The following is a 25,791-nucleotide window of genomic DNA, read 5'->3' as shown; positions in this document are numbered from 1 at the left end:
ATCCTGGCATGACGACGGAATCGATCATCCGCATGGAAGCGGTCAACAAGTGGTACGGTGAATTCCAGGTGTTGACCGGTATCGACCTGTCGGTGCGCCAGGGCGAGCGCATCGTGATCTGCGGGCCCTCGGGTTCGGGCAAGTCCACGCTCATCCGCTGCATAAACCGGCTCGAGACGGTGCAGAAGGGCCGCATCGTGGTCGATGGCATCGACCTCACGGCCGGCGGCAAGAATGTGGACGCGGTGCGCGCCGAAGTGGGCATGGTGTTCCAGCAGTTCAACCTGTTCCCGCACCTCACCATCCTGGAAAACTGCACGCTCGCGCCGATGCGCTCGCGCGGCATGACCCGTGCACAGGCCGAAGAGGTGGCCATGAAGTACCTTGCGCGCGTGCGCATTCCCGAGCAGGCCCACAAGTACCCGAGCCAGCTCTCGGGCGGCCAGCAGCAGCGCGTGGCCATTGCGCGCGCGCTGTGCATGACGCCCAAGATCATGCTGTTCGACGAGCCCACGTCGGCGCTCGACCCCGAGATGGTCAAGGAAGTGCTCGACACCATGATCGGCCTGGCCGAAGACGGCATGACCATGCTGTGCGTGACGCACGAAATGGGCTTTGCCCGCAGCGTGGCAGACCGCGTGATCTTCATGGCCGACGGCAAGATCGTCGAGCAGGCGCCGCCCGCCGACTTTTTTGGCAATCCCAAGGACGAAAGGACACGACAATTCCTCGGCCAGATCCTCAGCTCCCACCAAGCACACTGAATGTCCTTTTCCGTTTTGATTTCCCTGTCGTCCTTCGGCGCGGCCGAAGTGGGGCGGCATGGCCAGCTCTGGTGCGCGCAAATGGCATTGGCAGCGGGCGCCGATTCCGTTGAAGTGCGTGGCGAGATGCTGCGTGATGCGGACGCCGAACTGCCCGCGCTGAAGGGCCTCGCCTCCGTGTACTCCAGCCCCGAAGGCCTCTGGGCCGAAGGCGGCTGGCTCGACAGCGCCGCGCTCAAGCGCGGCATCGCCGCAGCGACGCGCATCGGTGCGAAGCGGCTCAAGATGTCCATCGGCGATTTCCAGCCTTCTTCGCACGGCTCGCTCTGGGGCCTGAAAGTGGAACTGTCGCAAACCCGCGTCGAGCTGCTGATCGAGAACGACCAGACCGTGCGTGCCGGCACGCTGCCCGCGCTGCAGGCATTCTTCGATGCGGCCGAGCGTGCCGGCGTCGAGCTGGGCATGACCTTCGACATGGGCAACTGGCACTGGGTTGGCGAGTGCCCCTTGCAGGCCGCAGAGGTGCTGGGCCGCCGCGTGCGCTACGTGCATTGCAAGGGCGCGCAGCGCCTGCCGCACAAGTGGGTGGCGGTGCCGCTGGGCGACTCCGCCGCGCCGTGGCGCGCGGTGCTGCGTGCATTGCCCGCCGACGTGCCGCACGCCATCGAATACCCCTTGGTCGGCGACGACCTGCTGGCCGCCACGCGCACGCAGATCGACTTCATCCGCGCCGCGCGGGCGTAGGCAGAACCACATATGACAGAACCCACCGCTTTCGACGTTGCCCTGTTCGGCGAGGCCATGCTGCTGCTGGTGGCCGACCGGCCCGGTCCACTGGAGAACGCAGAGGCGTTCCACAAGCGCACGGCCGGTGCAGAGACCAACGTGGCCATCGGCCTTTCTCGCCTGGGGCTCAAGGTGGGCTGGGCCAGCCGGCTCGGCACCGACTCGATGGGGCGCCACCTGATCGCCGCCATGAGGGCCGAGGGCATCGACTGCTCGCACGTCATCTGCGATGCGGCGCAGCGCACGGGTTTCCAGTTCAAGGGCCGCGTCACCGATGGCAGCGACCCACCCGTCGAATATCACCGCAAGGGTTCGGCCGCAAGCCAGATGGGGCCGGCCGATGTCGATGAAGCCTGGCTGCGTTCGGCGCGGCACCTGCATGCCACCGGCGTGTTCGCGGCCATCTCGGACACCAGCCTGCAGGCCGCGCTCAAGAGCATGGACGTGATGCGCGCGGCCGGCCGCACGATCTCGTTCGACACCAACCTGCGGCCGACGCTGTGGTCTTCCACCGAAACGATGCGCCACTGGGTCAACGAGCTGGCCTCGCGCGCCGACTGGGTGCTGCCCGGCATCGAGGAAGGCCTGCTGCTCACGGGCCACACCAGGCCCGAGGACGTGGCGCGCTTCTATCGCGAGCGAGGCGCGAAGCTGGTGGTGGTCAAGCTCGGTGCCGAAGGCGCCTACTACGACAGCGACGTGGCCGGCACCGGCCGCGTCGATGGCTTTCCGGTGAAGGAAGTGATCGACACCGTGGGCGCGGGCGACGGCTTTGCGGCTGGCGTGGTGAGCGCATTGCTCGAAGGCAAGAGCGTGCCCGAGGCCGTGCGCCGCGGTGCCTGGATCGGCGCGCGCGCCGTGCAGGTTCTGGGCGACACTGAAGGCTTGCCCACGCGCGCCGAACTCGAAGAAGCAGGACTCTGACCATGACGACAAAAAAGAACGTGCTTGTCTTTCGGCCCTTGCCCGAAGACCAGCTGGCGCGCCTGCAGGCTGCGCACCATGTGACCGTGGCCGATCCGCGCAAGGAGCCCGAGGCTTTCGCCGCCGCGCTGCGCACGGCGAACGGGCTCATCGGCGCGAGCCACACGGTCGATGCGGCGCTGCTCGACGCAGCGCCTGCGCTCGAGGTCATTTCGAGCATATCGGTCGGCGTCGACAACTACGCGCTGGCGGAACTGCACAAGCGCGGCGTCGTGCTGTGCCACACGCCCGACGTGCTGACCGAAACGGTGGCCGATACGGTGTTTGCGATCCTGATGGCGACGCAGCGGCGCGTGGTCGAGCTTTCGAACCTCGTGCGCGAAGGCCGGTGGACGAAGAACATCGGCGACGAACTCTTCGGCACCGACGTGCATGGAAAGACGCTGGGCATTCTCGGCTTCGGCCGCATCGGCCAGGCCGTGGCGCGGCGCGGCGCGCTCGGGTTCGGCATGCCGGTGCTCTATCACTCGCGCCGGCCGGTCGACCTGGCCACGCAGGCACCCGAGCTGCAGGGCCGTGCCACGCACACGCCCCTGGACGACCTGCTCGCGCGTTCGGACATCGTGCTGGCGATGCTGCCGCTGACCGACGCGACGCGCGGCATGATCGACACCGCCTTCTTCGCGCGCATGAAGCCGGGAGCAGCCTTCATCAACGGCGGCCGCGGCGCCACGGTGAACGAAGCCGCCTTGCTCCACGCCCTGGACCACGGCACGCTGCGCGCCGCGGGCCTCGACGTGTTCGCGAAGGAACCGCTCCCCGCCGATTCGCCCTTGCGCACCCATCCGCGCGTGACGCCGCTGCCGCACATCGGCTCGGCCACGCATGAGACGCGGCATGCCATGGCGGAGCTGGCAACCACCAACCTGCTGCAGGTGCTGGCCGGCGAGAAGCCGACGGCGGCGTACGACACGGCGGCTGCATGAACCCGGTGTCTTGCTCCCTCTCCCCCCGGGGAGAGGGTTGGGGTGAGGGCGTCGGCCGTCGTGCAAACGCTACCCACGCCATCGCCGCCGGCCCTCACCCCAACCCTCTCCCCAGGGGGAGAGGGAGCGAGAGCCGCGCATGAACCCCGCGGGCCGCGCGACCATCGCCGACGTCGCGAAGGCAGCAGGCGTTTCCAAAGCCACCGTCTCGCGTTTTCTCAACCACCGCGACCGCCTCCTGAGCCGCGACATCGCGGCGCGCGTGGAGGCGGCCATCGCCAAGCTGGCCTACACGCCCAGCCCGATGGCGCAGGCGCTGAGCCATGGACGCTCGCGGCTCATCGGCCTGATCGTGGCGGACATCACCAACCCTTATTCGGTGGCGGTGCTGCGCGGTGCCGAGAAGGCCTGCCAGGAAGCGGGCTACCTCGTGATGCTGTTCAACCTGGGCAACGAGAGCGAACGCGAGCGCGAGGCCATCGATGCGCTTGCGGGCTACCAGGTCGACGGCTTCATCCTCAACACGCTGGGCCGCGGCAGCAACGTGGTCGACGCGGTCACGCTGCATGGCAAGCCCGCGGTGCTGGTCGACCGCCGCCATGTTGGCATGCACACCGACTTCGTCGCGCTCGACAACCATTCGGCCATGCGCGACACCTGCGGCCACCTGGTCGAAGGCGGCTTTCGCGAACTGCTCTACGTGACCGAGCCGCAGAAGGGCGTGAGCTCGCGGCGCGAACGCACGGCCGCCTTCGGTGCCTGCGTGGCCGCGCACGAGCCGCGGGTGGCGGGCGAGGTCTTCGAGAGCGTCGAAGGCGACGGCGATGCGCTCGACGAAGCCTTGCGCTCGCTGCGGCAGCGCGCAAAAAGGGGGCGCCGGGCGGCGGTGGTCGCGGGCAATGCGGTGGTCACGCTGCGCATCGCGCAATCGATGGCGCGGCTGGGCTGGCAGTTCGGACAAGACCTGGGCTTCGTCGGTTTCGACGATCCCGAATGGGCCTCGCTGATCGGCCCCGGCCTGAGCACCGTGGCGCAGCCGACCGACGCCATCGGCCGCTCGGCCGCTACCTGCCTGATCGAACGGCTGCGGGGGCTGGATGCAGCGCCGCGGCAACTGCTGCTGCCGGGACAACTGGTGGTGCGGGGCTCGTCCCGGCCGGCATGACGGGCTGATCCGCGGCGCGGGCGAGGCCGGCCTCGACGCGCTCTGCAATCCAGCGCTGGAAGCCGCGTTCGGCCTGCAGCTTGAACTCGTTCCTCGTCTGGTTGCAGATGGCGTGGGCAAGCCGCCGGTGCTTCTGCTTGCGGACGCCGCCCAGCGTCGAATCGTTCAGGTGCTCGATGGTGGCCGACTCCGGCGCGCTGCGAGGCTCCGCAAAATCCATCGGCAGCCCGCACCAGTGGCACTTGTTGCCGAAGGACGAGCGCAGGGCCTGCACGCTCATGGCTGTTGCTGCCTGCGCAGAGCCGGTCAGCCGACTTCGGCGATCAGCTCGATCTCGACGCAGGCGCCCATGGGCACTTGCGCCACGCCGAACGCGCTGCGCGCATGCGCGCCCTTCTCGGGGCCGAACACTTCGGCGAAGAACTCGCTCGCGCCGTTGGTCACCAGGTGCTGTTCGGTGAACGTGCCCACGGAATTGACCAGGCTCATGACCTTGACGATGCGGGTGACCTTGTTCAGGTCGCCCACGGCCGCATGCAGCGTGCCCAAGAGGTCGATGGCAATGGCGCGTGCGGCCTGCTTGCCTTCTTCGGTGCCGATGTTTGCGCCGAGCTGGCCGGCCCAGACCTTGCCGTCTTTCTTGGCAATGTGGCCCGAGAGAAAAACGAGATTGCCGGTCCGCACGAAAGGCACATAGGCGGCGGCGGGGGCGGCGACAGGGGGGAGGGTGATGCCGAGGCTGGAAAGCTTGTCGTAAACGCTCATTGGAGGTCCTTGTCTATGGGTTGCGATTCAATCTGCGATTGTGTCTGTGATTGTGACTGCGCCGCCTCCGCGGCCTGGGTCCGCAGCTCTTCGATGGGCCGCACCGTCACGCCCACCTTGAGCGTGTGGCGCGCGCCGCCGTGCAGCACGCCGCGCATGGGCGAGACATCGGAGTAGTCGCGGCCGATCGCGAGTGCAACGTAGTCCTCGCCGGGCTGGCGACCGTTGGTGGGGTCGAATTCGGCCCAGCCGCCGGCGCTGTCGTGGCCGTCTCTGTTGCCGTCGCCGTTGCCGCCATCACTTTCACCGGGCAGGTACACCGAGACCCAGGCGTGCGAGGCGTCGGCGCCCACCAGCCGAGGCTGGCCCGGTGGCGGCTGCGTGAGCAGGTAGCCGCTCACGTACCGAGCGGGCAGGCCCATGGCGCGGAAGCAGGCGATCATGATGTGGGCGAAGTCCTGGCACACACCCTTGCGCTGCGCGAGGGCCTCCACGGCGGGTGTGTTGATCTCGGTGCTGTCGGCGTCGTAGGCAAAGTCTCGGTACATGCGCTCGGTGAGGTCCATCGCCACGTCGAAGGTCGACCGCTCGGGCGCGAAGCTCGCGCGCGCATAGGCCGCGAAGTCGTCGTGGCGCGGCACGTAGGGCGACGGAAAAACGAACTCCGAGGCCGGGTCGAAGGTGGCGTCCTTGCGGTAGCGGAAGCGCTCGCGCACGGCCTCCCAGGGCATGTCGCGCGCAATGCCCGGCGCAAGCAGCGGCGTCGAGGTTTCGACCACGCTTTCGGCGGTGACGACGAGGCTGTCGTGCGTGGATTCGAGCGCAAAGAACGCGCGCATGTTGCCGTAGACGTCGGGCTGCTCGCTGCGCTGCGCGGGCTGCGGCTCGATGGCGAGCTTGTGGCTCACGAGCCGCTGCGAGCCGGTGGCCAGCGGCTTCAGGTGGGCCAGGTGCTGCGCCGTTTCGACCGGGGGCGAATACTCGTAGCGGGTTTCGTGCGTGACATGAAGGAGCATGAAATTTCTCTTTGGCTGCTTCGGTTGCAACCTCGCGGGGAGCGCGTCATCAGGCGCCCACGGAGCGCAGCGATTCGGAAGTGAGCGTGAAGTAGCGCGTGCCGATGGCGTCGGACACATGGTAGGCCGCCGTCTCGCAACTGGCCAGCAGCTCGGCCAGCGCAGGGTAGTTCGCGTCGGCTCCCACCACGCAGAGATGCTCGAGCGTCCAGGTGGCCGGATCGGGCAGTTCGTAGGACAGCGCGGTGAGCTTGCCGGGCGCACTGCCGGCCAGGCGCGCAATGCGCCCGCGCAGCGTTTGCGTGACCCACGCGAGCGAGCGCGGATTCTCGGCATCGAGCACCAGCAGGTCGACCAGCGTGGCCACGTCGCGCCGTTGCTGGTAGCGGGCGTGAAAGGTGATGGTGCTGTCGAACAGAGCCACCATGGCTTCGAAGCCGCTCACTTCGTGCACCGCGCCGTTCTCGAAGCCGGCCTCCAGCGCACTCGAGAGAAAGCCCAGGCGCTCGATGTGGCGGCCGATCGACAGCAGGCGCCAGGCGTCGTCGCGCGTCATGCGGTCGGTCTGCGCACCGGTCATGGCGGCAAGCGCGGTGCTGGCGGATTCGAGCGCGCGCAGTGCCGCGCCGGTGGCAAAGCTGCCTTCGCCGGCCTGCTCGGCCGCGCGCCGCAGAAACTCGGCTTCGGCGCGCATGATCTGGTTCCAGTTGTCCTGCGACAGTCGCTCGCGCACGGCGGCGGCAGCCTGCCGGATGCAGCGCAGGCTGAAGCCCACGCTGCCGCCGCGCTCCACATCGCCGAGCTCGGCGACCAGCGCGCGTTCGAACACGCGGCGCGACTGCGGCGCGGTGGGCACTTCGGCCGGCACCAGCGCATTGCGCAGCGCCATGCGATGCAGCCAGTCGAGCAGCGGGCGCGACGACTGGTCTTCGCTGCCCAGCAGGTTGAGCGTGAGGCGCGCCAGGCGCACTGCGTTTTCGGCGCGCTCGGTGTAGCGGCCGAGCCAGAACATGTTCTCGGCTGCGCGGCTGGTCACGGGCGCGCGGTGCCGCGCCAGCGAGGCCGGCGTGGCGTGCGGCTGCAGCAGGGTGGTGCGGTCGACTTCGCCATGCGTCTGCACCCATACATCGGCGCTGCTGCCGCCGCGCTGCATGGAGGCGATCTGCGCATCGCGGCCCGCGAGCCGTGCCAGCCCGCCGGGCAGCACCCGCCACGACTGCGCGCCGTCGCTCACCGCGAAGACGCGCAGCAGCACCGCGCGCGGTGCGATGTGGCCGGGGCCCATGTCGCTGGCCCAGGTGGGCATTTGCGACAGCGGGAGGTAGCTCTGGATCGTGTGGGCTTCGCCTTCGCGCACGATGCGGCCGGCCCATTCGTCGAGCTGGCGCCGGCTCAGCTGGCTGCCCAGCACCGCGTCGAAGCTGGTCTGGCCGTCGGAGCCGGGATAGGTGGGCTTGATGGCGCAATCGCCCAGCTGCGGCAGCACCGCCTCGAGCGCGGCGCGCTCGCCGCACCACCAGGTCGGCAGCGCCGGCAGCTTGAGCTTTTCGCCGATGAGGCGGCGCGCGAGGCCGGGCAGGAAGCCCAGCAGCGCGGGCGATTCGAGAAACGCCGAGCCCGGCATGTTGGCCACCAGCACGTTGCCGGCGCGAATGGCCTGCAGCAGGCCCGGCACGCCGAGCGTGGAGTCGGGACGCAGTTCGAGCGGATCGAGGAACTGGTCGTCCAGCCGCTTGATGAGCCCGTGCACCGGCCGCAGCCCCTGCAGCGTCTTGAGGTAGAGCCGCTGGTCGCGTACGGTGAGGTCGCTGCCCTCGACCAAGGTGACGCCCAGGTAGCGCGCGAGGTAGGCGTGCTCGAAGTAGGTCTCGTTGTAGGGGCCGGGAGTCAGCAGCGCGATGTGCGGTGGTACGCCGGCCGGGCACATGTGCTGCAGGCCGTCCATCATGGCGCTGTAGGTGGCGGCCAGGCGCTGCACGTGCAGCGCCTCGAAGGCCTGCGGAAACTGGCGCGCGATGGCAAGCCGGTTCTCCAGCAGGTAGCCCAGCCCCGACGGCGCCTGCGTGCGCTGCGAGACCACCCACCAGTTGCCGTCGGGCCCGCGGGCGAGGTCGAAGGCCGCGATGTGCAGCCATGTGTCGCCCGGCGGCTTCACGCCGTGCAGGGCGCGCAGGTAGCCGGGATGGCCACGCACGAGCGCCGCGGGCAAGAGCCCTTCGGCCAGCAGCTGCTGTGGGCCGTAGACGTCGGCCATGACGCGGTCGAGCACGCGCACGCGCTGCAGCACGCCGGTTTCGATCTGGCTCCAGCTCTCGGGCGAGACGATCAGCGGAAAGAGGTCGAGCGACCAGGGACGCTGCGGCCCGTTGGCGTCGGCATAGACGTTGTAGGTGACGCCGTTGTCCCGGATCTGCCGCTCCAGGCTGACCGCGCGCCGTGGCAGGTCGCCGAACCCGCCCGGGCCGAGCTGGTCGAAGAAGGCGTTCCAGCCTGGCGTGAGGGGCGGCTTCTCTCTGGGGGGCGGCGCTGGCTGGACACCCTGGGACTGCGTTTGCGTCTGGGTCTGCGCCTGCGGCGCGCCTGGCACCACGGCCGGGCGCTCCGCCGTGGCGTCGTAGAGCAGGGGCGGCATTGGCGCCATGGGCGGAATGCCCATGGCAGGCCGCGCCGGCGCCGCGGGCGTGGCCTCGCCGCGCAGCTCGTCGAAGTGGCCGGGCAGCGCGGCCGGGGCGAGCGCCGACGCCAGGGCGGCTGGAAATTCCAGCGCCTGGGCGTCGAACAGGGATTCGTTCAAAGGTTCCACAGGGGATGGATTGTCACATTGCCGTCACGGGTGGTGTGACGGCCGATGTGCCAAATGTCCCTTTGCGCCCTTTTAATGCCCGTGCTCAGCGCCGCAAGTCCAGCGTGAATGGGAATTCGCGGCTGCCCGCGAGCTCGATGGTGGCCGGCGGCGTGCGCATCAGGCCGGGCGTATGGCCCATCTCGGTGAAGCGCGACATGCGCCGGCTTTCCGCTTCGTAGGCATTGACCGGGAAGGTGTCGTAGTTGCGTCCGCCTGGGTGGGCGACGAAATACTGGCAGCCGCCCAGCGAACGCTTCATCCAGGTGTCGACAATGTCGAAGGTCAGCGGCGCATGGGCGCCGATGCTCGGATGCAGCGCCGAAGGCGGGTTCCAGGCCTTGTAGCGCACGCCCGCGACAAACTCGCCCACGGTGCCGGTGGGCTGCAGCGGCAGCACCTTGCCGTTGACGGTGATCACGTGGCGGCTTTCGTTCAGGCCGGTGACGCGCACCTCGATGCGTTCGAGCGACGAATCGACATAGCGCACCGTGCCGCCGGCCGAACCTTCCTCGCCCATCACGTGCCAGGGCTCGAGCGCGTTGCGCAGCGAGAGCTCCACGCCCATGGCCTGCACCTGGCCCACCAAGGGGAAGCGGAACTCGAAATGCGGCGCGAACCAGTCGACGTCGAAGCCGAAGCCGGCCTGGCGCATCTCGCTGATCACGTCGTCGAAGTCCATCTTGACGAAGGTGGGCAGCAGGAAGCGGTCGTGCAGCTCGGTGCCCCAGCGCGTGACGGGGGCCTTGTACGGGTCGTCCCAGAAGCGCGCCACCAGCGCGCGGATGAGCAGCTGCTGCGCAATGCTCATGCGTGCGTGCGGCGGCATCTCGAAGGCGCGCAACTCGAGCAGGCCGAGCCGGCCGGTGCTGGAGTCGGGCGAGTAGAGCTTGTCGATGCAGAACTCGCTCCTGTGCGTGTTGCCCGACACGTCGATCAGGATGTTGCGCAGCGTGCGGTCGACCATCCACGCTGGCATGTTCTGGCCGTGGATCTCGCGGTTCTTCGCGATTTCCTTCAGCGCGATCTCGAGCTCGTAGACCTGGTCGTTGCGCGCTTCGTCCACGCGCGGCGCCTGGCTGGTCGGGCCGATGAACATGCCCGAGAACAGGTAGCTCAGCGACGGGTGGTTGTGCCAGTAGAGCAAGAGGCTCGCGAGCAGCTCGGGCCGGCGCAGGAAGGGGCTGTCCGCGGGCGTGGCGCCGCCCATCACGAAGTGATTGCCGCCGCCAGTGCCGGTGTGGCGCCCGTCCGTCATGAACTTCTCGGCCGAGAGGCGGGTTTCGAACGCGGCGTTGTAGAGAAACTCGGTGTGGGCGACCAGTTCCTTCCAGTTGTGGGCCGGATGGATGTTGACTTCGATCACCCCCGGATCGGGGGTGACGGCCAGCATCTTCAGGCGCGGGTCGCGCGGCGGCGGGTAGCCTTCCATCACGATGCGCATGCCCAGCTGCTGCGCCGTGGCCTCGACGGCCGCGACGAGGTCCAAGTAATCTTCCAGGCGGGCGAGCGGCGGCATGAAGACGTAGAGCACGCCCGAGGCGCTGCCTTTTTTCTCGGCCGCGGGGCCGTTGGCGCGCCGCGGGTCGCGCACCTCGACGCACAGTGCGGTGCGCGTGACCCAGTGGGCCGATTCGCCGCGCTGGGGCTGCCGCGTGGCTGGTGTCGCGGAGCGGTCGGCTGCATCGGCCGGGGCCTTGCCGTCGCCTGCGGCTGCGGCATCGCCGCTCGCGGTTCCGCTGCCGCCCGGCGCCTGCATGCGCAGGGCCGCGGGCACCACGGGCGGCGCACCGAATTCATAGGGCACGGCGCCAAGATCGGCGCCCATTGCACCGCCGGCAGGCACGGCATAGCGTGCGCGGTAGTCGGACGAACTCGGCAGTGCTGCGCGCGGCGCGGTCGGGTCGCGCTCGACCAGGTAGGGGTAGTCGCCCTTGCTGGCCCAGGGCTGCGAATCGAGCGGCAGGCGATAGCCCATCGGCGAGTCGCCCGGGATCAGGTAGAGCCGGTCGTCGCGCAGGAACCAGGGGCCGGTTTTCCAGCCCGGGCCTTCGAGCGCGGGAGCGTCCACATCGGCATTGGCGGGTTCGAGCGGCAGCATGTAGCCGATGACGGCGTCGAGCTTTTGCGTGAACACGCGGCGCAGGCGAACCCGCTCGAGTTCGTCGTCGAGCTTCGATTCGAAGGGGTCGACGTTGACCGGCAGGCGGCGTTCGCGCCAGAGGTAGTAATAAACGTCTTCGTAGCCGGGCTGCACGTAGCGCTCGGTGATGCCGAGCTTGTGCGCCAGCACGGTGGTGAAGCGGCGTGCGTCTTCGCTCGTGTAGTGCGTGGGCACGCGCTCGTCGGCAAAGAGCTCGGGCTCGTGCCAGAGCGTCTGGCCGTCGGCGCGCCAGAAGATCGAAAGCGCCCAGCGCGGCAACTGCTCGCCCGGGTACCACTTGCCCTGCCCGAAGTGGAGAAAACCACCCTGGCCGTACTCGGCCCGCAGCTTGTGGACGAGTTCGGTGGCATAGCCGCGCTTGGTGGGGCCGAGCGCATCGGTGTTCCATTCGGGCGCGTCGCGGTCGCTGGTGGCCACGTAGGTGGGCTCGCCGCCCATCGTGAGCCGCACGTCGCCGGCCGTGAGGCGCGCGTCGACCGCGTCGCCGAGCGCCAGCACCTCGGCCCACTGTTCGTCGGTGTAGGGCTTGGTCACGCGCGGCGATTCGTAGATGCGCGTGACCTTCATTTCATGGCCGAAATCGACCTCGGCTTCGTCGACACCGCCTTCGATGGGCGCGGCGCTCGAAGGCGTGGGTGTGCACGCGAGCGGAATGTGGCCCTCGCCGGCCAGGAGGCCCGACGTGGCATCGAGGCCGACCCATCCCGCGCCGGGCAGGAACACTTCGCACCAGGCATGCAGGTCGGTGAAGTCGACCGTGGTGCCGCTCGGGCCGTCGAGCGCCTTCACGTCGGGTGTGAGCTGGATCAGGTAGCCCGAGACGAAGCGCGCGGCCAGCCCGCAGTGACGCAGCAGCTGCACCAGCAGCCAGCCCGAGTCGCGGCAGGAGCCGCTGCCGTTGGTGAGCGTTTCTTCCGGCGTCTGCACGCCGGGCTCCATGCGGATCAGGTAGTTGACGTCTTGCTGGACCTGCTGGTTGATGCCGACCAGGAAGTCGATGGTGCGCTGTTCCTTGCGCTCGATCTTGTCGAGGTAGGCCGACAGGAGCGGCGTGGGTTCCTCGGTGACGAGGTATGGCGCGAGCTCTTCGGCCTGCGAGGCGGTGTACTTGAACGGAAAGTTCTCGGCCTGCGGCTCCAGAAAAAAGTCGAACGGGTTGTAGACCGCCATCTCGACCACGAGGTCGACCGTGACCTTGAACTCGCGCGTCTTCTCGGGAAACACGAGCCGCGCCTGGTAGTTGGCGAACGGATCCTGCATCCAGTTGACGAAGTGATCGGCCGGTTCGACCTGCAGCGAATACGAGATGACCTTGCTGCGGCAGTGCGGTGCGGGGCGCAAGCGCACGACCTGCGGGCCCAGCTGCACCAGGCGGTCGTATTTGTAGTGGGTGACGTGGTGGAGTGCGGCGTGAATGGACATGCGTTTTGTGTGCAGTACTGCGAGATTGCATCGAAAAGATGTCTCTTGTGAGACGCATACTAGCCGAGAAGCAAAGCAATTAACGCGCCATTGAGCGCGGGCCTGGGAGGGTTTGCATCATGTGTTCCGGAGTTTGCTGTTGACGCCGGCGCGGGCGTCCGGTGTCGTCATGGCCGGGTCGTGGGCCTTTGCCGCGCTGGGCGGAACGCTGCTCGGCGCGGCATGCCAGTTGCATCAGGCAGGGCTGTGGAGCGGGGGTGCCTATGCGGCCTTGTTCTTCACGGGTCTCGCGGGGCTGGCCCTGCTTTCGCGGCGATGGCGGCCGATGTTCCATTGGCCTCGTGCATGGCGCATGCTGGCCGGGCTGCCGGTGATCGGGGCCCTGGCCTGCGGAACCTTCGCCGGAGGCGGGCTCGCAGGGTGGCGGGCGGCTGCCTATGCGAGCGGCGCGCTGGACCCGGCCATCGAAGGACGAGACCTGCAGGTGGTCGGTGTGGTGGCACAGATGCCGCAGCGCAACGAGGGCGGTACGCGGTTTCGGCTCGACCTGGAGTCGGCCCGCTGGGCCGATGAGCCCCTCGCATCGCCGCCGCGTGTTCCGGCACGCATTGCGCTCGGCTGGTATCGCGACGACACCAGCCTCTGGGGACGCGCTCCCGAAGGGCGCGCCGCGGCCAGGGGAGACGCGGCCGCCCCGCTGCACGCGGGCGAACGCTGGCGACTCACGGTCCGGCTCAAGGCGCCGCACGGCAATCTCAATCCGCATGGCTTCGACAGCGAACTGTGGCTGTGGGAGCAGGGCGTGCATGCCAGCGGTTACGTGCGAACGGGCGCCCGCGACGCGGCGCCGGCACGTTTGCAGGCCACGTGGCGGCACCCGCTCGAACGTGCGCGCGAAGCGGTGCGAGACGCGGTGTTCGAACGCGTCGCCGACCCCCGGCAGGCGGGCGTGATCGCTGCCCTCGTCACCGGAGACCAGGGCGCCATCGAGCGCAACGACTGGGATATTTTTCGCGCCACCGGCGTGGCTCACCTGATGTCGATTTCGGGCCTCCACATCACCATGTTCGCCTGGCTCGCGGCGCATGCGGTCGGCGCGCTGTGGCGCCGCAGCGGGCGGCTGATGCTGCGCTTTCCCGCACCGCAGGCCGCGCTGGTCGGCGGCGTGTTCCTGGCCGGGCTCTATGCGCTTTTCAGCGGGTGGGGCGTGCCTTCGCAGCGCACGGTCTGGATGCTGGCCACCGCGGCGCTGCTGCGACTCACGGGGCGGCGCTGGCCGTGGCCCCATGTCTGGCTGCTGATCGCGGCGGTGGTGGTCGCCATCGATCCCTGGGCGCTGATGCAGGCCGGCTTCTGGCTCAGCTTCGTCGCAGTCGGGGTGCTGTTCACGACCGGCTTCATGCGGGCGGCCGACGAGAAGACGGGGCCGTCGGCCCGGCTGCTGGCGTTTTTTCGCGAGCAATGGGTGATCACGCTGGCGCTGACGCCGCTCGGCCTGCTGCTGTTTCAGCAGGTCTCTGTGGTGGGCCTGCTGGCCAATGCCGTGGCGATCCCCTGGGTCACGCTGGTGATCACGCCGCTGGCCATGCTGGGCACCGCGGTGGCGCCCCTCTGGGATGTTGCCGCATGGGCGGTCCAGGCGCTGGCCTTGCTCCTGCGCTGGCTGGCCGCGCTGCCGTACGCCACGCTGTCGATGGCCGCTCCGCCGGCGTGGATGGCAGCCTGCGGGGTGGCCGGGGGCGTCCTGCTGGCCATGCGGCTGCCGTGGTCGCTGCGCACGCTGGGGCTGCCGTTCCTGCTGCCGGTGCTGCTGTGGCAGGCGCCCCGGCCGCCTGCGGGGGAGTTCGAACTGCTGGCCGCGGACATCGGGCAGGGGAATTCGGTCCTCGTGCGTACCGCAACGCACAGCCTCCTGTACGACGCGGGGCCGCGCTATAGCCTCGAAAGCGACGCCGGCCATCGCGTGCTCGTTCCTTTGCTGCGCGCCTTCGACGAACGGCTGGACATGCTGCTGCTGAGCCACCGCGACAGCGACCACACGGGTGGCGCGCCCGCGGTGCTCGCGATGCAGCCGCAGGCCGCGCTCCTGAGCTCGATCGAAGCCGCGCATCCGCTGCAGTCGGTGCGCCCGGCCCGGCGCTGCGAAGCCGGCCAGCGTTGGACCTGGGACGGCGTGGATTTCGAGATCCTCCATCCCATGCCGGCCGACTATCTTTCCTTCACCAAGCCCAATGCCATTTCCTGCGTGCTGCGCGTTGCCAACGGCCGCGCCACGGTGCTGCTGGCCGGCGACATCGAGCGCCTGCAGGAAGCGGCGCTGGTGTCGCGAACCCCCGCGCTGCAGGCCGACGTGCTGCTGGCGCCGCACCACGGCAGCAAAACCTCGTCGAGCGCGGTGCTGCTCGAGGCGGTGCGCCCGCGCATCGCGCTGGTCCAGGCGGGCTATCGCAATCGCTTCGGTCATCCGGTCCCGGAGGTGGTCGAGCGCTATGCTGCGTATGGCGTGCGGCTGGTCGAAAACGTGCCCTGCGGCGCCGCTTCATGGCACAGCCGGGCGCCTGCCGAGGTCGGCTGCGAACGGGAGCGCCAGGCCCGTTACTGGCACCATCGCCTGCCTTGAAGACGCGCGGCCGCGCCAACTTAGGGCTTTCACTGGCCTCGAACTTGCTAAGCTATGGCTCAAGGAGATTGGTCGTTCCATGCACAAATTCGATGAGATGTATGAGCAGTTGCCCTATGCGGGGGCTGCAATCAGGCAACACTACAAGCGCTACGACCAATGGCTCGCGAAGCAACCCGGCGAGGTGATGCGGGCGCGTCGCGAGGAAGCGGAAATGATCTTCCGCCGGGTCGGTATCACCTTTGCGGTGTACGGCGCCAAGGACGAGGACGGTTCCGGCACCGAGCGGCTCATACCGTTCGACCTGCTGCCGCGCATCATTCCCGCCCACGAGTGGGAGAGCATGGAAAAGGGGCTGGTGCAGCGCGTCACGGCGCTCAACCGCTTCCTGCATGATGTCTACCACGATCAGGAAATCATCAAGGCCGGCATCATTCCGGCCGAGCAGATCCTGAACAACGCGCAGTTCCGCCCCGAAATGATGGGCGTCAGCGTGCCGCACGACGTCTACTCGAACATCTCGGGCATCGACATCGTCCGGGCGCCCGACGCCCAGGGCAACGGCGAGTACTACGTGCTCGAAGACAACCTGCGAGTGCCCAGCGGCGTGAGCTACATGCTGGAGAATCGCAAGATGATGATGCGGCTCTTCCCGGAGCTGTTCAACCAGAACCGTATCGCGCCGGTGGCGCATTACCCCGACCTGCTGCTCGAAACCCTGCGCGCCAGCGCGCCGGCCGCCACGGCCGAGCCCACGGTGGTGGTGCTGACCCCCGGCATGTACAACAGCGCCTACTTCGAGCACGCCTTCCTGGCCCAGCAGATGGGCGTGGAGCTGGTCGAGGGGCAAGACCTGTTCGTCCGCGACAACTTCGTCTACATGCGCACCACGCGCGGGCCGAAGCGCGTGGACGTGATCTACCGCCGCGTCGACGACGATTTTCTCGACCCCGAGGTGTTCCGCCCCACGTCGACGCTCGGTTGCGCCGGCCTGATGCGCGCCTACCGCGACGGCAACGTCGTCATCTGCAATGCGGTGGGGACCGGCGTCGCCGACGACAAGTCGATCTACCCCTACGTGCCCAAGATGGTGGAGTTCTACCTCGGCGAGCAGCCGATCCTGAAGAACGTGCCCACCTACATGTGCCGCAACAAGGACGAGCTGCAGTACACGCTCGACAACATGAAGGACCTGGTCGTCAAGGAGGTGCACGGCGCCGGCGGCTACGGCATGCTGATCGGCCCGGCGGCCACGCAGGCTGAGATCGAAGACTTCAAGAAAGCCGTGATTGCCAAGCCCGACGGCTACATCGCGCAGCCCACGCTGAGCCTTTCCACGTCGCCGACCTTTGTCGACGCCGGCATTGCACCGCGCCACATCGACCTGCGCCCCTTCGTGCTCTCGGGCAGCGAGGTGCAGATGGTGCCCGGCGGCCTCACGCGCGTGGCGCTCAAGGAAGGCTCGCTGGTGGTCAATTCATCGCAAGGCGGCGGCACCAAGGACACCTGGATTCTCGAGGCGGACCGCGGCGCCAAGCCGAAAGCGACGCAGTCGCAAAGTCAAACGCAATCGGCCTAGCGCAGCAGGCAAGCAAGCAAGGAATCAGGAGAACAAAACGATGCTGTCACGCACTGCCGATCACCTCTACTGGATGTCGCGCTACACCGAGCGCGCGGAAAACACCGCCCGCATGCTCGACGTCAACTACCAGACCTCGCTCCTGCCCCAATCGGCCGAAGTGGCCAAATACGGCTGGCAGGGCGTGCTGTCCATCAGCGAGCTGCTGCCTTCGTACAACAAGAAGTACGAGCAGATCACGCCCCACGACGTGATGGAGTTCATGGTCAAGGACGAGAGCAATCCGTCTTCGATCGTCTCCTGCCTCAAAGCCGCGCGCGAAAACGCGCGCGCGGTTCGCGGCGCGCTCACCACCGAGGCCTGGGAAACGCAGAACACCACATGGCTCGAAGTCAACCGCATGCTGCGCGCGGGCGATTTCGAGCGCGACCCGGCCCAGTTCTTCGAATGGGTCAAGTTCCGCTCGCACCTCTCGCGCGGCGTCACGCTGGGCACCATGCTGCAGGACGAGGCCTTTTACTTCTCGCGCCTGGGCACTTTCCTGGAGCGCGCCGACAACACCGCGCGGCTGGTGGACGTGAAGTTTCACGCCCTCAACAGCGAGTTCTTCGGCACCGCCACCGAGGAAGACCAAGAGTACGACTTCTATCACTGGAGCGCCATCTTGCGCAGCGTCTCGGCCTTCGAGGTCTACCGCAAGGTGTACCGCGACGTGATCAAGCCCGAGCGCGTGGCCGAGCTGCTCATTCTTCGCGCCGACATGCCGCGTTCGCTGCACGCGAGCCTGGTCGAGGTGGTGAACAACCTCGCCAAGGTGCAGAACGAGCAGAGCGCCGAAACCCAGCGCCGCGCCGGCAAGCTGCTGGCCGACCTGCAGTACGCGCGGGTCGACGAAATTCTCGCGACCGGGCTGCATGCTTATCTCACGCAGTTCCTTGATCGCGTGAACGAACTCGGTGGGCGGATCAGCCAGGACTTTCTGGTTCCGGCGCAGTAGTAAAAAAGAACCGCGAGCCGATGCGCCTCAGGTGGCGGTGGCCTGCCGCACCGCCCGCTCCCAGCGGGCCATCGACTCCTCGGCCTGCGCGCGGCCCATGGTCGGCATGAAGCGCCGCTCCACCTTCCACAGCTTCGAGAGCTGGCGCGCGTCGCTGTAGACGCCGGTGGACAGGCCCGCGAGATAGGCGGCGCCCAGCGCGGTGGTCTCGATCACTTCGGGCCGCACCACGGGAATGCCCAGCAGGTCGGCCTGGAACTGCATCAGCAGGTCGTTCACGCTCGCGCCGCCATCCACGCGCAGCTCCGCCACGGGGGTGCCGCCGGCGGCGACTGCATCGCGGCTCATGGCCTGCAGCAGTGCGGCGCTCTGGTAGGCGATGCTTTCCAGCGCGGCGCGCGCGATGTGGGCCACCGTGGTTCCGCGCGTGAGGCCGGTGATGGTGCCGCGTGCGTCGGCGTTCCAGTAGGGCGCGCCAAGGCCGGTGAAGGCCGGCACCATCATCACGCCGCCCGCGTCGGGCACACTCTCGGCGAGCGACTGCACTTCGGCGCTGCCCTTGATGGCCTTGAGGCCGTCGCGCAGCCACTGCACCACGGCGCCGCCGACGAAGACGCTGCCTTCCATCGCGTACTGCGGCGTGGCGTCGGTCTGCGCGGCGCTGGTCACGAGCAGGCCGTTGTGCGAGGGCTGGAACGCGGCGCCCGTGTGCATCAGCAAGAAGCAGCCGGTGCCGTAGGTGTTCTTGGCCATGCCGGCCGCGAAGCAGGCCTGGCCGAAGAGGGCGCTCTGCTGGTCGCCGGCCACGCCGCCGATGGGCAGCGCGCGGCCGAGCAGCGCGGCATCGGTGTCGGCAAAGTGCGAGCTCGACGGTTGCACCTTCGGCATGAGCGCAGCGGGAATGTCCAGCAACTTGAGCAGGTCCGCGTCCCATTCGTTGCGGTGCACGTTGAAGAGCATCGTGCGCGACGCGTTGCTCACGTCGGTCACGTGCACCTTGCCGCCGGTAAGCTGCCACATGAGCCAGCTGTCGACGGTGCCGAAGGCGAGTTCGCCGCGCTCGGCCTGGGCGCGCGCGCCGGGTACGTTGTCGAGCAGCCAGCGCAGCTTGGTACCGGAAAAATACGCGTCGATGACCAGCCCGGTTTTTTCCTGGATGGTGCCGGTCATGCCTTCGTCGCGCAGCTTTGCGCACAGCGGCTCGGCACGACGGTCTTGCCAGACGATGGCGTGATGCACCGGCTGGCCGGTCTTGCGGTTCCACAGCACGGTGGTCTCGCGCTGGTTGGTGATGCCGATGGCGTGGATGTCGGCGGGCTGGAGCTTGGCCTTGGCGAGCACTTCGCGCGCGGTGGCGAGCTGGCTGTTCCAGATCTCCATCGGATCGTGTTCGACCCAACCGGGTTGTGGGTAGATCTGCGTGAGCTCCTTCTGCGCGATGGCGACGATATGGCCTTCGCGGTCGAACACGATGCTGCGCGAGCTGGAGGTGCCTTGGTCGAGGGCGAGCAGGTAGGTCATGGGTTGGGTGTTCCTTGGGGTCTTGTCTTGCGTTCTTGGCGCCGGTTTTTGGGACGCTCTTGTTCAGGGCGCGTGCACAGGCCACCGGGTACTCCCCTCCGCGAATGTCCCCCGCCTTCGGCTCCTCCTTTATTTCGCTGCGGGGAGCACCCGGCGCCCTGCGCCCACTGGGCGCTGCGCTTGTTCAGCTCGATCAATAACCGCTCTGGACAACGATCCCGTCGATGGGGTGCCTTGCGCAGCGAAATAAAGGAGGAGGCCGCAGGCCGGGGGACATTCGCGGAGCAAGGTACCCCGTCGGCGGGAGCGCCCCCCGAATGCCTTAAAGCGCGGCAAGCAAAACGACGAGCTCTCATCTCAATCGCGCGCAATCTCAAGCCGAACCTGCGCAGCATGCAACAGGTCGGCAAATGGCGGTGGTGGCTCCGCATCGGTAAACAGCCGGTCGATCTGCGAGAGCGTGCCGAGCTGGATCATCGCGGGCCGGTTGAACTTGCTTGCATCGGCTGCGAGCCACACCTCCCGTGCCTGCGCGATGATGGTTTGCGCCACTTTCACTTCGCGCAGATCGAAGTCGCGCAGCGACCCGTCGGCCTCGATGCTCGAGACGCCGATCAGCGCGATGTCGACCTTGAACTGGCGGATGAAATCGATGGTGGCCTCGCCCACGATGGCGCGGTCGCGCGGCCGCACCGACCCGCCCGCCACGATCACCTCGCACGAGGTGTTGCCGCTCAGGATGGTCGCCACGTTCAGGTTGTTGGTGATCACGCGCAGGCCGGTGTGCCGCAGCAGCGCCTTGGCAATGGCCTCGGTGGTGGTGCCGATGTTGAGGATCAGCGAGCAGTCGTTGGGCACCAGCTCGGCCACGCGCCGCGCGATGCGCGCCTTGCCTTCGGCATGAAGCGTTTCGCGCTGCTGGTAGCCGATGTTCTCGGTGGTGGAACTCGGTACGCGCACGCCCCCGTGAAAGCGAGTGAGCAAGCCTTCGTCGGCCAGCCGCTGCACGTCGCGCCGCACCGTTTGCAGCGTGACGCCCAGCATGTCGGCCAGCTGCTCGACGGTGACGGAGCCGCGCGTGCGCACGGTATCGAGAAGGTTGATCTGGCGCGGATTGGAGTTCACAGGGGCGTCGTAAAGAACGTGAAGACTCTTTGGAGAGTACAGGCCGTGCCACTTTAAAGCGAAAGAAAACGAAGATTTCTAAGGGAAAACTCGGGGGAAAATCGCGTCAAAAGGAACCCAAATGAAAAGACACGAAAATACAATGGCGCCCTTCCGTGACCAAAGTCACGAATCAACGGGCCCATTTCCTGTGAGCGATTTCTCCTCCAATCCGCCTCTGCCGGCAACCGAATGCGACGTGCTGATCGTCGGCGGCGGCATCAACGGCTGCGGCATTGCGCGCGATCTGGCGGGCCGGGGCTGGCGCGTGGTGCTGTGTGAAAAGGACGATCTCGCCTCGCACACGTCTTCCTCGTCGACCAAGCTCATCCACGGCGGGCTGCGCTATCTGGAGTATTACGAGTTCTCGCTCGTGCGCAAGGCGCTGCAGGAGCGCGAGGTGCTGCTCAAGAGCGCGCCGCACATCATGTGGCCGCTGCGCTTCGTGATGCCGCATGACCCGTCGATGCGGCCGGCCTGGATGATCCGCATCGGCCTGTTCATGTACGACAACCTTGCCAAGCGCGAAGTGCTGCCGGGCTCGCGCAGCATCGACTTGCGCCGCCACGCGGCCGGGGCGCCGCTCAAGCCGCAGTTCAAGCGCGGCTTCGTCTATTCGGACGGCTGGGTCGACGACGCGCGGCTGGTGGTGCTCAACGCCATCGACGCCAGGACGCGCGGCGCCGAGGTGCTCACGCGCACCCGCTGCGTCCATGCGCAGCGCGACGCCGACGGCTGGACCGCCACGCTGGAAGGCGCGGACGGTGGCATTCGCGTGGTGCGCGCGCGCGCCGTGGTCAATGCCGCGGGGCCGTGGGCCGAATCGTTCCTGCGCGGCGTGGCGCAATCGGCCAAGGGCGAGGCGCTGGCCACACGGCATCTGCGGCTGGTCAAGGGCAGCCACATCGTGGTGCCGCGCCTGTTCGAGCACGACCATGCCTACATCTTCCAGAATCCCGACAAGCGGATCATCTTTGCGATCCCCTACCAGGACGAGTTCACGCTGATCGGCACCACCGACATCGAGCTGAACGGCGACGATCCCGGCGCGGCGCGCATTGCCGAGGAAGAGATCGCGTATCTCTGCATGCAGGCGAGCCGCTATTTCGACAAGCCGATCAAGCCGGCCGACGTGGTCTGGACCTATTCGGGCGTGCGCCCGCTGCTCGACGATGCGTCGGGCGACCCGTCCGCGGTCACGCGCGACTACATGCTCGAGTCGAACACCGCGGCGGCGCCGCTGCTCTCCGTGTGGGGCGGCAAGATCACGACCTTTCGCAAGCTGGCCGAAGACGCGGCCGACGAGGTCGGCAAGATGCTCGGCCAATCGAGCGCGCAGCGCCCGCCATGGACCGACGGCGCCTTCCTGGCCGGCGGCGATCTGTCGGCGTGGATCGGTGCCGCCACGCGGCCCGACGACGATTTCGAGCGCTTCGTGGCCGCGGTGCAGGCCCGCCATGCATGGCTCGATGCCAAGCTGGCGAGGCGGCTGGCCCGCGCCTACGGCGCACGCGTGTCCGAGCTGCTTGGAGATGCGCAGGCGATGGCCGACATGGGAGAAGCCGTGGCACCGGGGCTTCACGAGCGCGAACTGCGCTTCCTGCAAGAACAGGAATGGGCCATGAGCGCCGACGACGTGCTCTGGCGCCGGTCGAAGCTCGGGCTGCGCTACACGGCCGAAGAGCGCCAGCAGGTGGCCGACTGGCTGCAGGCGCGCGCAACCAACAACCTCTACATGATCAACGGGAAGCGCTGATGCAATTGACTCTGGAGCGCGTCACCAAGAAGGTCGGCGCGCAAACCTGGCTCTACGAACAGAGCATCGCGCCGAGAAGCGGTGCGGTCACCGTGCTGCTGGGCGCCACCCAGGCCGGCAAGACCAGCCTGATGCGCCTGATGGCGGGGCTGGACACGCCCAGCACGGGCAAGGTGCTGGTCGACGGCAAGGACGTGACCGGCATGCCGGTGCGCGAGCGCAACGTGGCCATGGTGTACCAGCAGTTCATCAACTATCCGTCGCTCAAGGTGGCCGACAACATCGCCTCGCCGCTCAAGCTGCGCGGCGAGAAGAACATCGAGGCGCGCGTGAAGGCGCTGGCCGACAAGCTGCACATCGGCATGTTCCTCGACCGCCTGCCGGCCGAGCTGTCGGGCGGGCAGCAGCAGCGCGTGGCACTGGCGCGCGCGCTGGCCAAGAACGCGCCGCTGATGCTGCTCGACGAGCCGCTGGTGAACCTCGACTACAAGCTGCGGGAAGGCCTGCGCGAAGAACTCACGCAACTGTTCGCCACCGGCGATTCGACGGTGATCTACGCCACCACCGAGCCCGGCGAGGCGCTGCTGCTGGGTGGCTACACGGCCGTGATGGATGCGGGCGAACTGCTGCAGTACGGGCCGACAGCCGAGGTGTTCCATGCGCCGCAGTCGCTGCGCGTGGCCCGCGCCTTCAGCGATCCACCGATGAACCTTTTGCCTGGTACCGCAACCGCTGGATATGTGCAATTGGCCGGCGGCCCCAAGCTCGCGCTGGCCGTGCCGGAGAACGTCTCGGGCGCGGTGACGGTCGGCCTGCGCGCAAGCGCATTGAACGTCGGGGCGGGGGAGGGCGACATCGCCTTGCCAGGCAAGGTGGAGCTGGCCGAAATCTCGGGCTCCGACACCTTTGTGCACGTCGACACGGCGGTCGGCGAACTGGTGGCGCAGCTCACCGGGGTGCACCGCTTCGAATTGGGCACGCCGATCACGCTGTATTTCAGCGCGTCGCAAGCCTATGTGTTCGATGCCGGCGAAAAGCTGGCGCTCGCGCCGGCATGGCGCAAAGGAAACTAGGAGCCTCGCTATGGCACGCATCGATCTCGACCTGGCCCACGCCTACCGACCCAACCCGACGCAGGACAGCGACTATGCGCTGCTGCCGCTCAAGATGAGCTTTCGCGACGGCGGCGCCTACGCCTTGCTCGGCCCCTCGGGCTGCGGCAAGACCACCATGCTCAACATCATCTCGGGCTTGCTCGTGCCTTCGCAGGGCACGGTGACGTTCGACGGCCGCGACATGACGCGCGCCACGCCGCAGGAACGCAACATCGCGCAGGTGTTCCAGTTTCCGGTGATCTACGACACCATGACCGTGGCCGAGAACCTCGCGTTCCCCTTGCGCAACCGCAAGGTGCCTGAGGACCAGATCAAGAAGCGCGTGGGCGAGATCGCCGAGATGCTCGACATGAGCGGCCAGCTCAACCAGCGCGCGGCGGGCCTGGCGGCCGATGCCAAGCAGAAGATCTCGCTCGGCCGCGGGCTGGTGCGCAACGACGTGTCGGCGGTGCTGTTCGACGAGCCGCTGACGGTGATCGACCCGCACCTGAAATGGCAGCTTCGCCGCAAGCTCAAGCAGATTCACCGCGAGCTCAAGCTCACGCTGATCTATGTCACGCACGACCAGGTCGAGGCGCTCACCTTCGCCGAAGAAGTGGTGGTGATGACGCGCGGCAAGGCTGTGCAGGTGGGCAGCGCCGAGGCGCTGTTCGAGCGTCCGGCCCATACCTTCGTCGGCCACTTCATCGGCTCGCCGGGCATGAACTTTCTTTCTGCGAAGAACGCGAACGGCGCGCTCGAGGTCGCGGGGACGCCGCTCGTACCCACGCGCGAGCTGCCGCAGGGCGCGCTCAAGATCGGGATCCGGCCGGAGTACCTGCGCCTTTCTAACGCGGGCGCTGCCGGTGCCGTGCCCGCCGTGGTGAAGCAGGTGCAGGACGTCGGCACTCACGCCATGCTGAGCGCGCAGGTCGATGGCAGTGTGATCAAGGTGCGGCTGCACTCGGAAGACCAGCCGCCGGCGGTGGGCGACACGGTGTGGTTGCGGGTGCTCGACACCCACACTTGCTATTACAAGGACGAGGAACTGGTGGCATGAACACCCCGATCAAACTGGGCCTGATGCCTTCGTCTTTCTCCCTCCCCTCCCGGGGGAGGGCAGGGGTGGGGGCAAGCGGCGCATCCATTGCGCGCTCTGCCCGCCCCCATCCCAACCTCGGTGCAGGCAGCCAGAGGCTGCCGCTCTTCGGGCTGTCCAGTTCCGCGCAGGCGGAACTGGAGCCGCAGCCCTCAGCCCCAAAGGGGGAAGGAGCAACACCATGAACGCAACCAACAAGCCCATCAATCAAAAGGCCTGGTGGCTCGTGCTGCCGGTGCTGATCTGCGTGGCCTTCTCGGCCATCGTGCCACTGATGACGGTGGTCAATTACTCGGTGCAGGACATCATCTCGCCCGACCGGCGCGTGTTCGTCGGCACTGAATGGTTCGCCTCGGTGATGCGCGACGACGAACTGCACCAGGCGCTGTGGCGCCAGCTGGGCTTCTCGCTCTCGGTGTTGCTGGTCGAGATTCCACTGGGCATCTGCCTTGCCTTGTCGATGCCGGCCAAGGGCTGGAAGTCTTCCGCGGTGCTGGTGGTGGTGGCGCTGTCGCTGCTCATTCCGTGGAACGTGGTCGGCACCATCTGGCAGATCTATGGCCGTGCCGACATCGGCCTCCTGGGCCACGCGCTGCAGAAGTTGGGCGTCGACTACAACTACACCGGCAGCGCGGCGGACGCCTGGCTCACGGTGCTGGTGATGGACGTGTGGCACTGGACGCCGCTGGTGGCGCTCTTGTGCTTTGCCGGGCTGCGCTCGATTCCCGATGCCTACTACCAGGCGGCGCGCATCGATGGGGCCAGCAAGTTCGCGGTGTTCCGCTACATCCAGTTGCCCAAGATGCGCGGCGTGCTCATGATTGCGGTGCTGCTGCGCTTCATGGACAGCTTCATGATCTACACCGAGCCCTTCGTGCTGACGGGCGGGGGGCCGGGCAATGCCACCACCTTCCTGAGCCAGTACCTCACGCAGAAGGCCGTGGGCCAGTTCGACCTGGGGCCGGCGGCAGCTTTCTCGCTGATCTACTTCCTCATCATTTTGTTGTTCTGCTTCGTGCTCTACAACTGGATGCAGCGGGTCGGCACGCAAGAAGTGGAGAAAGAACAATGAATCCGTCGCTGAGCCGCCTCAAGGCGGATGCTCCCCCTCGGGGGGACGGCGCGCA

Annotated in this window: 19 protein-coding genes; 12 read left to right on the top strand and 7 right to left on the bottom strand. The window is 67.7% G+C overall.

The window, feature by feature from the left end:
- The first annotated feature begins 8 nt into the window (after nucleotides 1–8).
- The 5 genes from ACJ7Z0_RS07060 to ACJ7Z0_RS07040 all read left to right on the top strand — a co-directional run bounded on the left by ACJ7Z0_RS07060 (nucleotide 9) and on the right by ACJ7Z0_RS07040 (nucleotide 4,625).
- Nucleotides 9–764, top strand: a complete 756-nt coding sequence (locus ACJ7Z0_RS07060; protein WP_431130093.1) for an amino acid ABC transporter ATP-binding protein — start codon at nucleotides 9–11, stop codon at nucleotides 762–764.
- Nucleotides 765–1,508 (top strand): sugar phosphate isomerase/epimerase family protein, encoded by a 744-nt coding sequence (locus tag ACJ7Z0_RS07055; protein WP_434789261.1) that lies wholly within the window; start codon nucleotides 765–767, stop codon nucleotides 1,506–1,508. It begins immediately after the preceding gene.
- A 12-nt stretch (nucleotides 1,509–1,520) separates the two neighbouring features.
- Nucleotides 1,521–2,474 carry a sugar kinase gene (locus ACJ7Z0_RS07050; protein WP_434789260.1) on the top strand — a complete coding sequence of 318 codons (954 nt, stop codon included), beginning with the start codon at nucleotides 1,521–1,523 and terminating at the stop codon, nucleotides 2,472–2,474.
- A gap of 2 nt (nucleotides 2,475–2,476) precedes the next feature.
- On the top strand, nucleotides 2,477–3,460 hold the full coding sequence (locus ACJ7Z0_RS07045) for a 2-hydroxyacid dehydrogenase (protein WP_434789259.1): 984 nt from the start codon (nucleotides 2,477–2,479) through the stop codon (nucleotides 3,458–3,460).
- Nucleotides 3,461–3,599: 139 nt separating this feature from the next.
- On the top strand, nucleotides 3,600–4,625 hold the full coding sequence (locus ACJ7Z0_RS07040) for a LacI family DNA-binding transcriptional regulator (protein ID WP_434789258.1): 1,026 nt from the start codon (nucleotides 3,600–3,602) through the stop codon (nucleotides 4,623–4,625).
- Here the strand turns inward: ACJ7Z0_RS07040 and ACJ7Z0_RS07035 are convergent.
- From ACJ7Z0_RS07035 to ACJ7Z0_RS07015, 5 genes are all read right to left on the bottom strand, one after another.
- A complete protein-coding gene (locus ACJ7Z0_RS07035) occupies nucleotides 4,525–4,905 on the bottom strand; it encodes a hypothetical protein (protein WP_431130109.1) in 381 nt (126 codons plus the stop codon). The genes ACJ7Z0_RS07040 and ACJ7Z0_RS07035 overlap by 101 nt on opposite strands.
- Before the next feature lie 26 nt (nucleotides 4,906–4,931).
- On the bottom strand, nucleotides 4,932–5,390 hold the full coding sequence (locus tag ACJ7Z0_RS07030; RefSeq protein WP_012748505.1) for a RidA family protein: 459 nt from the start codon (nucleotides 5,388–5,390) through the stop codon (nucleotides 4,932–4,934).
- Nucleotides 5,387–6,406, bottom strand: a complete 1,020-nt coding sequence (locus ACJ7Z0_RS07025) for a transglutaminase family protein (protein WP_434789257.1) — start codon at nucleotides 6,404–6,406, stop codon at nucleotides 5,387–5,389. The genes ACJ7Z0_RS07030 and ACJ7Z0_RS07025 overlap by 4 nt, the downstream gene beginning before the upstream one ends.
- Before the next feature lie 49 nt (nucleotides 6,407–6,455).
- Nucleotides 6,456–9,209, bottom strand: coding sequence for a circularly permuted type 2 ATP-grasp protein (locus ACJ7Z0_RS07020; RefSeq protein ID WP_434789256.1), 2,754 nt, complete (start codon nucleotides 9,207–9,209; stop codon nucleotides 6,456–6,458).
- A gap of 85 nt (nucleotides 9,210–9,294) precedes the next feature.
- Nucleotides 9,295–12,834 carry a transglutaminase family protein gene (locus tag ACJ7Z0_RS07015; RefSeq protein ID WP_434789255.1) on the bottom strand — a complete coding sequence of 1,180 codons (3,540 nt, stop codon included), beginning with the start codon at nucleotides 12,832–12,834 and terminating at the stop codon, nucleotides 9,295–9,297.
- A gap of 169 nt (nucleotides 12,835–13,003) precedes the next feature.
- On the opposite strand from ACJ7Z0_RS07015, the gene ACJ7Z0_RS07010 reads away from it, so the two are divergent.
- From ACJ7Z0_RS07010 to ACJ7Z0_RS07000, 3 genes are all read left to right on the top strand, one after another.
- Nucleotides 13,004–15,454 carry a DNA internalization-related competence protein ComEC/Rec2 gene (locus ACJ7Z0_RS07010; protein ID WP_434789254.1) on the top strand — a complete coding sequence of 817 codons (2,451 nt, stop codon included), beginning with the start codon at nucleotides 13,004–13,006 and terminating at the stop codon, nucleotides 15,452–15,454.
- A 79-nt stretch (nucleotides 15,455–15,533) separates the two neighbouring features.
- Nucleotides 15,534–17,033, top strand: a complete 1,500-nt coding sequence (locus ACJ7Z0_RS07005; RefSeq protein ID WP_431130127.1) for a circularly permuted type 2 ATP-grasp protein — start codon at nucleotides 15,534–15,536, stop codon at nucleotides 17,031–17,033.
- A 40-nt stretch (nucleotides 17,034–17,073) separates the two neighbouring features.
- Nucleotides 17,074–18,030 carry an alpha-E domain-containing protein gene (locus ACJ7Z0_RS07000; protein WP_093017596.1) on the top strand — a complete coding sequence of 319 codons (957 nt, stop codon included), beginning with the start codon at nucleotides 17,074–17,076 and terminating at the stop codon, nucleotides 18,028–18,030.
- A 27-nt stretch (nucleotides 18,031–18,057) separates the two neighbouring features.
- Here the strand turns inward: ACJ7Z0_RS07000 and glpK are convergent, their stop codons facing one another.
- A complete protein-coding gene (gene glpK, locus ACJ7Z0_RS06995; RefSeq protein ID WP_434789253.1) occupies nucleotides 18,058–19,551 on the bottom strand; it encodes a glycerol kinase GlpK in 1,494 nt (497 codons plus the stop codon).
- Nucleotides 19,552–19,908: 357 nt separating this feature from the next.
- Nucleotides 19,909–20,676: a DeoR/GlpR family DNA-binding transcription regulator gene (locus ACJ7Z0_RS06990; RefSeq protein WP_281148666.1), complete on the bottom strand. Its 768-nt coding sequence runs from the start codon at nucleotides 20,674–20,676 to the stop codon at nucleotides 19,909–19,911.
- A 121-nt stretch (nucleotides 20,677–20,797) separates the two neighbouring features.
- Here ACJ7Z0_RS06990 and glpD point away from each other — a divergent pair, with 121 nt between their 5' ends.
- From glpD to ACJ7Z0_RS06970, 4 genes are all read left to right on the top strand, one after another.
- A complete protein-coding gene (glpD, locus tag ACJ7Z0_RS06985) occupies nucleotides 20,798–22,471 on the top strand; it encodes a glycerol-3-phosphate dehydrogenase (protein ID WP_434789252.1) in 1,674 nt (557 codons plus the stop codon).
- On the top strand, nucleotides 22,471–23,544 hold the full coding sequence (locus ACJ7Z0_RS06980) for an ABC transporter ATP-binding protein (RefSeq protein ID WP_434789251.1): 1,074 nt from the start codon (nucleotides 22,471–22,473) through the stop codon (nucleotides 23,542–23,544). Before glpD ends, ACJ7Z0_RS06980 begins: the two co-directional genes overlap by 1 nt.
- 10 nt (nucleotides 23,545–23,554) lie before the next feature.
- A complete protein-coding gene (locus ACJ7Z0_RS06975; protein ID WP_434789250.1) occupies nucleotides 23,555–24,625 on the top strand; it encodes an ABC transporter ATP-binding protein in 1,071 nt (356 codons plus the stop codon).
- A 220-nt stretch (nucleotides 24,626–24,845) separates the two neighbouring features.
- Nucleotides 24,846–25,736: a carbohydrate ABC transporter permease gene (locus ACJ7Z0_RS06970; RefSeq protein ID WP_431130147.1), complete on the top strand. Its 891-nt coding sequence runs from the start codon at nucleotides 24,846–24,848 to the stop codon at nucleotides 25,734–25,736.
- Nucleotides 25,737–25,791: the final 55 nt, after the last annotated feature.

It is taken from the genome of Variovorax palleresanus, from assembly GCF_051144945.1.
Taxonomy (GTDB): Bacteria; Pseudomonadota; Gammaproteobacteria; order Burkholderiales; family Burkholderiaceae_C; genus Variovorax; species Variovorax paradoxus_S.
Note: the sequence above shows the minus strand (reverse complement) of the source record. Positions and strands in the feature narration are given on the sequence as shown.